The organism is Collimonas sp., from assembly GCF_044339385.1.
Taxonomy (GTDB): Bacteria; Pseudomonadota; Gammaproteobacteria; order Burkholderiales; family Burkholderiaceae_D; genus Collimonas.
In genome coordinates, this window is sequence record NZ_JBIIVN010000225.1 from 1 (window position 1) to 2764 (window position 2764).

General features: G+C 54.8%; 2 protein-coding genes. Both read right to left on the minus strand.

Features of this window, described 5'->3' with window-relative positions; all coding sequences use genetic code 11:
• Nucleotides 1-145: 145 nt before the first annotated feature.
• Nucleotides 146-2059, minus strand: coding sequence for a molecular chaperone HtpG (gene htpG, locus ACIQ0R_RS12155; RefSeq protein ID WP_395827806.1), 1914 nt, complete (start codon nt 2057-2059; stop codon nt 146-148).
• Nucleotides 2060-2251: 192 nt separating this feature from the next.
• Nucleotides 2252-2482: a hypothetical protein gene (locus ACIQ0R_RS12160; protein WP_395827809.1), complete on the minus strand. Its 231-nt coding sequence runs from the start codon at nt 2480-2482 to the stop codon at nt 2252-2254.
• Nucleotides 2483-2764 lie beyond the last annotated feature (282 nt).

The following is a 2764-nucleotide window of genomic DNA, read 5'->3' on the forward strand; positions in this document are numbered from 1 at the left end:
CATATAGCGCATATAGCGCATATAGCGCATATAGCGCATATAGCGCATATAGCGCATATAGCGCATATAGCGCATATAGCGCATATAGCGCATATAGCGCATATAGCGCATATGCGCAGCGGACGCTCAGGGCATCCGAGCCGGATTATTTACCAGCCATGCCCAGCAACATTTCGTTCAGGCGTTTGACGAAGCCCGACGGGTCCGCCAACGCGCCGCCCTCAGCCAGCAAGGCTTGATCGAACAGGATGTGCGACCAGTCGCCGAACTTGGCATCTTCATACTTTAGGCGTTGCACCAGCGGATGATCCGGATTGATTTCCAGGATCGGTTTGGAATCCGGGGCCTCTTGGCCGGCCGCCTTCAACATGCGCAGCAGATTGCCGGACAGTTCGTGTTCATCGGCGACCAGGCAGGCCGGCGAGTCGGTCAGGCGGAAGGTAACGCGTACATCCTTGGCTTTGTCGGCCAATGCAGCCTTCATCTTCTCAACCAGATCCTTGAACTGGGTTTCGGTTTCTTCGTGCTGCTTCTTTTCGGCTTCATCTTCCAAGCTGCCGAGGTCGAGGCCGCCCTTGGCCACCGATGCCAGTTCCTTGCCGTCGAAATCCTGCAGGAAGGACAGCATCCATTCGTCAACGCGATCAGTCAGCAACAAGACTTCAACGCCTTTCTTGCGGAAGATTTCCAGGTGCGGGCTGTTCTTGGCCGCCGCATAGGTTTCACCTGTGGCGTAGTAAATCTTGCTCTGGCCTTCCTTCATGCGGCCGATGTAATCGGCGAAGGAGACGGTTTGCGCATCGTTGTCGTTGGCGGTCGAGGCGAAGCGCAGCAGCTTGGCGATTCTCTCCTTGTTGGTGGCGTCTTCGCCGATGCCTTCTTTCAGAACCTGGCCGAACTCTTTCCAGAAGGTCGTGTATTTATCTTTTTGCGACTGGTCGTCGCTGTTGGCCAGTTCTTCTAACAAGCTCAGCACGCGTTTGGTGGAGCCTTCGCGGATCACCCGCACATCGCGCGACTCTTGCAGGATTTCACGCGAGACGTTCAGCGGCAGGTCGCTCGAATCGATCACGCCCTTGACGAAGCGCAGATAGACCGGCATCAGTTGCTCAGCATCGTCCATGATGAAGACGCGCTTGGTGTACAGCTTGATGCCGCCGCGCTTGTTGCGGTCCCACAGGTCGAACGGGGCGCGGCTCGGCACGTACAGCAGTTGCGTGTATTCGCTGCGGCCTTCAACCCGGTTGTGGGTGTAGGTCAGCGGTGCTTCGAAATCGTGCGAGACATGCTTGTAGAATTCGGCGTATTGCTCTTCGGTGATGTCGGATTTGTTGCGCGCCCACAGTGCGCTGGCCTGGTTGACGGTTTCAAACTCGTCCTTGACCACGGTTTCTTTTTTCTCTTCATCCCATTCTTCTTTCTGCATTACGATCGGCAGCGAGATATGGTCGGAATATTTGCGGATGATGGATTTCAGTTTCCAGGCTGACAGATATTCATCTTCCCCTTCGCGCAGATGCAGCGTGATATCAGTGCCGCGCGTTGCCTTGTCGATGGCCTCGATGCTGAAATCGCCGGCGCCGCTTGATTCCCAACGCACGCCTTCGGTCGCGGTGGCGCCGGCGCGGCGGGTGTCGACGGTTATTTTGTCAGCGATGATGAACGCAGAGTAGAAGCCGACGCCGAACTGGCCGATCAGGGCAGCATCTTTTTGCTGGTCGCCGGACAGTTTCGAGAAGAATTCCTTGGTGCCGGATTTGGCGATGGTGCCGAGGTGCGAGATGGCCTCATCGCGGCTCATGCCGATACCGTTGTCTGAGATCGTGATGGTGCGTGCAGCCTTGTCGAATGTGACCTTGATCTTCAGTTCAGGATCGCTCTCGAAAAGGGCGTCGTTGTTGATCGCTTCAAAGCGCAGCTTGTCGGCGGCATCGGATGCATTGGAGACCAGCTCGCGCAAGAAAATTTCCTTGTTGGAATACAGAGAGTGGATCATCAATTGCAGCAGTTGCTTTACTTCTGCCTGAAAACCAAGGGTTTGCTTTTCGGATACGGCCATTGTTTCCTCTATATAAACAGTGAAAAGTGATGTGAAAACGACAAATCGGCAAGGCGTTGAACGGTGCTCCGCCGAGCCCCTTTGGGTTGATCAAAAAATGGGGAGCAATCCGGATTTTACAAGGGGTGCCTTAGCGACAACTTCCTTCCTGGTGTTTTTGGCATATTTATTTGGCAGATTCATTCGCCATATTCATTTGCTACATTCCCGTGCGAGGAAGCGCCAGATCGCCGGCTCCGACATCGCTGCCAGGTTGATCCGCATTCGCGACGAGGGCAATTGGGTGGGCGAGAACAGCGCGCCAGGCGCCAGCAAAAAACCCTCGGCCAAGGATTTTCCCGCCATCACATTGGTGTCGTGGCCGGTATCGGCCCAGACAAAGATGCCGTCACCAGTGCCCCGGCATTTCTGCCGCCATTGCAACCGATCTGGCTGTCGATCGGTATCTGTTCTCTAGTTATTGTCTAGTGTTCTGCGTGATCAATCTGCCCCGCGTCGGCGTCTGCGCAATGGCGGGATCGATATTGCGGCGCTATCTGGCGAAACCGTGGTGGCAGCAGGCTTTTTGTCGTGCGATGGTGTGAGCTTCCCCCGAAATTTAGTCTTCCATAGGTAACGTAAAATCAACGATCCTTTGGAATGAGCTTCCCCCGAAATTTAGTCTTCCATAGGTAACGTAAAATCAACGATCCTTTGGAAAGACCA